The sequence below is a fragment of the Aeromonas sp. ZOR0002 genome (genome assembly GCF_963866995.1).
Classification (GTDB): domain Bacteria; phylum Pseudomonadota; class Gammaproteobacteria; order Enterobacterales; family Aeromonadaceae; genus Aeromonas; species Aeromonas caviae.
The window spans coordinates 1-6275 of record NZ_CAWMFQ010000338.1; the positions used below are offsets into that span (position 1 = coordinate 1).

At 64.5% G+C, this 6275-nt stretch carries 5 protein-coding genes; 4 read left to right on the forward strand and 1 reads right to left on the reverse strand.

Annotated features, from left to right (window positions below):
- A partial coding sequence (locus tag AACR77_RS18325; RefSeq protein ID WP_042883260.1) for a cache domain-containing protein occupies positions 1-1011 on the reverse strand: 1011 nt, incomplete at its 3' end.
- A gap of 128 nt (positions 1012-1139) precedes the next feature.
- Here AACR77_RS18325 and AACR77_RS18330 point away from each other — a divergent pair.
- The 4 genes from AACR77_RS18330 (at position 1140) to glpC (ending at position 6156) form a co-directional block, all read left to right on the forward strand.
- Complete coding sequence (locus AACR77_RS18330) at positions 1140-1595, forward strand: YchJ family protein (RefSeq protein WP_080768035.1); 456 nt, start codon at positions 1140-1142, stop codon at positions 1593-1595.
- A 221-nt stretch (positions 1596-1816) separates the two neighbouring features.
- On the forward strand, positions 1817-3496 hold the full coding sequence (gene glpA / locus AACR77_RS18335; RefSeq protein ID WP_042883262.1) for an anaerobic glycerol-3-phosphate dehydrogenase subunit A: 1680 nt from the start codon (positions 1817-1819) through the stop codon (positions 3494-3496).
- The gene (glpB, locus tag AACR77_RS18340) at positions 3486-4763 is read left to right on the forward strand and encodes a glycerol-3-phosphate dehydrogenase subunit GlpB (RefSeq protein WP_042883264.1); all 1278 of its coding nucleotides are present in this window, start codon (positions 3486-3488) and stop codon (positions 4761-4763) included. Before glpA ends, glpB begins: the two co-directional genes overlap by 11 nt.
- Before the next feature lie 190 nt (positions 4764-4953).
- A complete protein-coding gene (glpC, locus tag AACR77_RS18345; protein ID WP_042883265.1) occupies positions 4954-6156 on the forward strand; it encodes an anaerobic glycerol-3-phosphate dehydrogenase subunit GlpC in 1203 nt (400 codons plus the stop codon).
- The last annotated feature ends 119 nt before the right edge of the window (positions 6157-6275 follow it).

The window sequence follows — 6275 nt, forward strand, 5'->3', positions numbered from 1 at the left end:
GGCGGCGTGGGAGGCGCTCGCCGCCACTTCTTGGGCGGTGGAGCTCATCTCGGTCACCGCGGTCACCACCTGATCCGTCTCCTTGCCGTGGCCCTGCATCTGCCTGTCCGCATGCTCGCTCAGGCTATGCAGCCGATCCACGGCCCCCAGCAACTGGTGACTGGTCTCCCCCACCTGGCTCACCACCGACTGGATCCGCTCGACGAAGCGGTTGAAGGCGGCGGCCAGCTGCCCCACCTCGTCCTTGCTCTGCACCTTGAGGCGCTGGGTCAGATCCCCGTCCCCGTCGGCGATGTCGTTGAGTGCGGCGACCGCATCCGCCAGCGGGCGGGTGACCCGGTTGCCGATCACCGCGGTGGCCGCCAGGGTCACCCCCAGGATCACCAGGATGAACAGCACCCCGGTTTTCAGGGAGCCATACATGGTCTCCTCACGCTCGCTGCGCAGGGTTGCCAGCTCGTTGTCGATGTCGTCGATGTAGAAGCCCGTGCCCACGACCCACTGATATTTGTCGAACACCAGGTTGAAGGAGAGCTTGGGGGCATCCCGCCCGATAGAGGGCTTGTTGGTCCAGTACTCCGAGAAGCCATCTCCTTCCCGCGCCGACTTGATGATCCCCTGAATGAGGAAGGCACCCTTGGTATCCTTGTCCTGCCAGCGGTTCTTCCCCTCCATCTCGGGCCGGGTCGGCAGCAGCACGGTATTGCCCTGATAGTCATAGACGAAGAAGTAGCCGTCGCTGCCATAGCGCAGCGGCCGCAATATCTCCTTCACCTGCTGGCGCACTTCGGGACTGTCAGGCTTGCCGTAGCTGCCCTCGATGGCCGTCTTGGCCAGCATCAGATAACTGCTGAGCAGCGCCTTGCGCTCCTTGATTGCCCTCTCCCGCGCCACCACCAGATCCGACTCCAGATCGCTCCTGGCCACCAGGTAGTTGCTGAGATTGACCACCAGGGCCATCAGCAGCACGGGGATGGCCCCCAGTAACAGGATCTTCTGCTTAAGTGTCATTGTGTCACCCTTTGTGCTGTGTTCATTGCTGCATGATGTCTGCCTAAACGGCATGGGAAGCTGGCCGAAAGGGAAGTGCGTTCGCTACAATCCCGCCACCTTTAATTATCGACCAGATGAGCTGACTCATGAACCTATGTCCTTGCGGTTCCTCTCTTTTTCTTGCCAAGTGCTGCGGTGTACTCCACGCAGGTCAGCCCGCCGCCACCCCGGAGCAGCTGATGCGATCCCGCTACAGCGCCTTCGTACTGGGATTGGGAGAATATCTGGTACACAGCTGGCACCCGGACTATCTGAACGGGCTGACCGCGGCCGACCTCTCATCGACCGACACCCGCTGGGATGGCCTCGAGATCCTCGCCAGCCAGGGCGGCCCCGATGACACCCTCGGCATGGTGGAATTCAAAGCCTGGTTCCTGGAGGGGGATGAACGTCACTGCCTCCATGAGCGCTCCCGCTTCGTGCGCCATCAGGGGCGCTGGGTCTACACCGACGGCGAGCAGGATCCGGCGCCGCTGCGGGTCGGGCGAAACGACCCCTGCCCCTGTGGCAGCGGCAAGAAGTTCAAGAAGTGCTGCGGCTGAGGTTTCCCCCACGCCGCCCTCTGGCCAGCCCCCGGGCTGGCCTTCTCCCCTCCCGTCATGCTTTCCCCTGCCCGCCTCGACGATGACGTGAGGTTCATCACATTTCGCTCATCCCCTCACACTTAATGAGCGTTTACGAACATTAATTTGGCCCATATCAAACATTTTACGTCGTGAAGGCGCCACACTGGCCTCATCTGGAAGAGATGAGACGGGCAAGAATGAAAAGAATCACCACACAAGTCGTCATCATAGGGGGGGGCGCCACCGGCGCCGGCATCATGCGCGATTGCGCGCTGCGCGGCATCGACTGCATCCTGCTTGAGCGGGACGACATCGCCGCCGGCACCACGGGGCGCAACCATGGCCTGCTCCACTCCGGCGCCCGCTACGCGGTGACGGATCAGGAGTCCGCCCGCGAATGCATTCAGGAGAACCGTATCCTCAAGCGGATCGCCAGCCACTGCGTCGAGGACACCGGCGGCCTCTTCATCACCCTGCCGGAAGATGACATCCATTTTCAAAATACCTTCATGGATGCCTGCGCCCTGGCGGGCATCGACGCCCGCCAGCTGGATCCCGCCGAGGCGCTGCGCCTTGAACCCAACGTCAACCCGGCGCTGATCGGTGCCATCCAGGTGCCGGACGGCACGGTCGACCCCTTCCGCCTGGCTGCCGCCAATGTGCTGGACGCGAAAGAGCACGGCGCCCGCATCTTCACCCACAGCAAGGTGCTGGGGCTGCTCCGCAACCAAGACAGAGTGCACGGGGTCAAGGCCATCAACACCCGCACCGGCGAAGCGTTCGAGGTGGAGTGCCAGGAGGTGATCAACGCCGCCGGCATCTGGGGCCAGCAGATCTGCGAGTACGCCGATCTCGGCATCCGCATGTTCCCGGCCAAGGGTTCCCTGCTCATCATGGATTACCGCATCAACCAGCTGGTGCTCAACCGCTGCCGCAAACCGGCGGACGCGGACATCCTGGTGCCGGGCGATACCATCTCCCTCATCGGCACCACGTCGAGTCGCATCGATTACCACAAGATTGACCAGCTCACCGTCGAGCCCGAGGAGGTGGAGGTGCTGCTGCGCGAGGGGATAAAACTGGCCCCCATCATGGCCCGCACCCGATTGCTGCGCGCCTACGCTGGCGTGCGCCCGTTGGTGGCGGTGGATGGCGACGAGTCCGGCCGCAACATCAGCCGCGGCATCGTGCTGCTGGATCACGCCGAACGTGACGGCCTCAAGGGGTTCAACACCATCACCGGCGGCAAGCTGATGACCTACCGGCTGATGGCCGAATGGGCCACCGACTTGCTTGCCAAAAAGCTGGGCAACAGCAAGCCCTGCCGCACCGCCGAGCTGAGCCTGCCCGGCTCGCGGGATCCGGAGAAGGTCTCCGCCCCCGGCCTCTCGGTGCCCGCCGAAGGCTCGGCCCAGTACCGCCACGGCGAGCGGGTCATCGCCTTTTTCCGCGACAATCCCAAGGCCAACGCCCTCATCTGCGAGTGCGAGATGGTGACCGCGGGCGAGATTGAATACGCCCTGCGGGAGCTCGACGTGGACAACCTGGTGGACTTGCGCCGCCGCACCCGCCTCGGCATGGGCCCCTGTCAGGGGGAGCTGTGCGCCTATCGCGCCGCCGGCCTGATGCAGGAGTATGGCAAGGCGGACGGCCGTCAGGCCTGCGTCATGCTGCGCCAGTTCCTGGAGGAGCGCTACAAGGGCACCCGGCCGGTGCTCTGGGGCGATGCCCTGCGGGAAGCGGAATTTACCTACTGGATCTACGAGGGGCTGTTCGGCCTTGGCGAGTGGACGGCCCCCCACCTGGTGGCCGAGCCACCCTTCCCGCTCGATGCCAGCACCGCCAATTCCACCAAGGAGCGCAGCCATGAAATTTGACAGCATCGTGATCGGCGGCGGCATGGCGGGCCTCTCGGCGGCCCTGCGTCTGGCCGAGGCCGGCCAGAAGACCCTGCTGATGGCCTCTGGCCAAAGCGCCCTGCACTTCTCCTCCGGCTCGGTGGATCTGCTGGAGAGCGACGGGGATCCCCGCGCCGCCCTGCCCGCCTTCATGGCGGCCCATCCGGATCACCCTTACAGCAAGGTGGGGATGCAGAATATCGAGGGGAGTCTGGCCGACCTGCAACGCCACTGCGCAGAAGAGGGGCTGCCCCTGATGCGCCAGGAGCACAACCACCATCGCCTGACCCCCATCGGCACCCTGAAATCCACCTGGCTCTCCCCCGACACTTGTGCCTGCGTGACTGATGCCCCCGCTCCCGACGCCATCCTGCTCGCCACCCTGGAAGGGTTTCGCGATTTTCACCCGGCGCTCGCGGCGGCGAATCTCGCGACCCACGCCCGCTTTGCCCACAGCCGCATCCTGACCGGGGAAATTCGCCTGCCCCAGCTCGCCCAGTTCAGCCGCAATCCCCACGAGTTTCGCTCCGCCGACATCGCCCGCCTGTTCGACAAGCAGGGGCCTGGCCAGCAGGACCTGCTGGCGGATCTGGCCCGCGAGATCAGCCGCATGGTGCAGGGATGCGGTGTGCCCGGCTGTCGCCATATCGTGCTGCCCGCCTGCCTGTCGCTGGGGCTGGTCGGCCCGCGTCTGAGCGAGCTGGAACGGCGCACCGGCTGCACCATCAAGGAGGTGGCCACCATGCCGCCGTCCCTCATCGGCATGCGGATGCAGGAGGCCCTCAAGCGCCGCTTTATGGCCCTTGGCGGCACCTTCCTCACCAGCGAGCGGGTGCTGGGCGCCCGCTATGACGGCGACAAGGTGATCGGAGTGCACAGCCAGCACGGGGAGGATCAGCTGTTCGAAGCGGACCACTTCGTGCTCGCCTCCGGCAGCTTCTTCAGCCGCGGGCTGGAGTCGCGCCTCGGGGGCATTCGTGAACCCATCTTCGATGCCGACGTACTGAGCCTTGCCGAGCGCGACGCCTGGGCCGGCCGCCGCCTGTTCGACCACCACCCCTTCATGGGCTTCGGGGTCAAGACCGACGAGCGGCTGCGGGTGCTGCGCGGCGGCAGGCCCCTCACCAACCTTTACGGCGCCGGCAGCGTGCTCGCGCACTATGACCCCATTAAAGAAGGTTCCGGCTCCGGCGTGGCCGTTGCCACCGGCTGGCAAGCCGCTGGCCATATTCTGGCGGAGGGCTGAGATGAATCACATATTCCCGCTCCAACGACACGGTGTGCGGGCCCACTACGATGCCCAATCCATGGCGGGCTCTGGCTCAGGTGTCGCGACCGCCACCGGCTGGCAGGCTGCCGGTCACATTTTGAGTTCAGCCCAATGATGATTTCGCCCCATATCCCGTGCCTTCACACCCAACGGGAGGAGAACTGACATGCTACTGGATCATGCCAACCAGACTTTCGATCAGTGCATCAAATGCACCGTCTGTACCGCCTACTGCCCGGTGGCCAAGGCCAACCCGGCCTACCCCGGCCCCAAGCAGGCGGGCCCGGATGGGGAACGGCTGCGCATCAAGAGCCCGGAGCTCTTTGACAGCGCCCTCAAATACTGCACCAACTGCAAGCGCTGCGAAGTGGCCTGCCCGAGCGGGGTGCGCATCGGCGACATTATTGCCAAGGCCAAGCACCAGTACAGCGGCTTCAAACCGGGGATCCGCGAGTTCGTGCTCTCCCACACGGATCTGATGGGCAGCATGTCCACCCTGATGGCCCCGGTGGTCAACTTCACCACCGGCCTCAAGCCGATGAAGCAGGTGCTGGACAAGGCGCTGGGGGTCTCCTCCCACCGGGACTTGCCCAAATATTCACAAGGCACCTTCCGCGGCTGGTACAAGAAGCAGAAAGCGACTCAGGCCCGCTTTGCGCGCCAGATCGCCTACTTCCACGGTTGCTATGTGAACTACAACCACCCTCAGCTCGGCAAGGAGCTGGTGCAGGTGCTCAATGCCATGAACATCGGTGTCCAGCTGCTTGCGCGAGAGAAGTGCTGCGGCGTGCCGCTGATTGCCAACGGCTTCATGGACAAGGCCAGGCAGCAGGCGGCCTTCAATATCCAGCAGCTGGAGAACACCCTGCTCGGCAACGAGATGCCGCTCTTGGCCACCTCCTCCACCTGCGGCTTCACCCTGCGGGACGAATATCCCCACCTGCTGGAGCAGGACAACCACAAGGTGCGGGATCGCATCTCCCTGGTGACCCGCTTCCTGTGGAACGAGTTCGATCGGGGCAACAAACCGGCCATGAAGCCCCTCAATCTGCACATCGCCTACCACACCCCCTGCCACCTGGAGAAGATGGGGGGCGTCATCTACACCCTCGAGCTGCTGCGGGCCATCCCCGGGGTCAAGGTGACGGTGCTGGACTCCCAGTGCTGCGGCATCGCCGGCACCTACGGCTTCAAGTCGGAAAACTACGACACCAGCCAGGCCATCGGTCAGGGGCTGTTCGATCAGATAAACCGGCTCAAACCCGATCTGGTCATCACCGACTGCGAGACCTGCAAGTGGCAGATCGAGATGAGCACGGCGTTTCGCTGCGAACACCCGGTGCACCTGCTGGCACGGGCGCTGGCCTGACCGCCATCCCCCCGGCCCGCCCATCATCACGGGCACCGGCTTGGAAGAGACACGCCCCGGTCAATGTCAGCGCCCCCTCTGGTCGGCATTGACCGGGATCGGCGCGGCAAGGCCCTGAC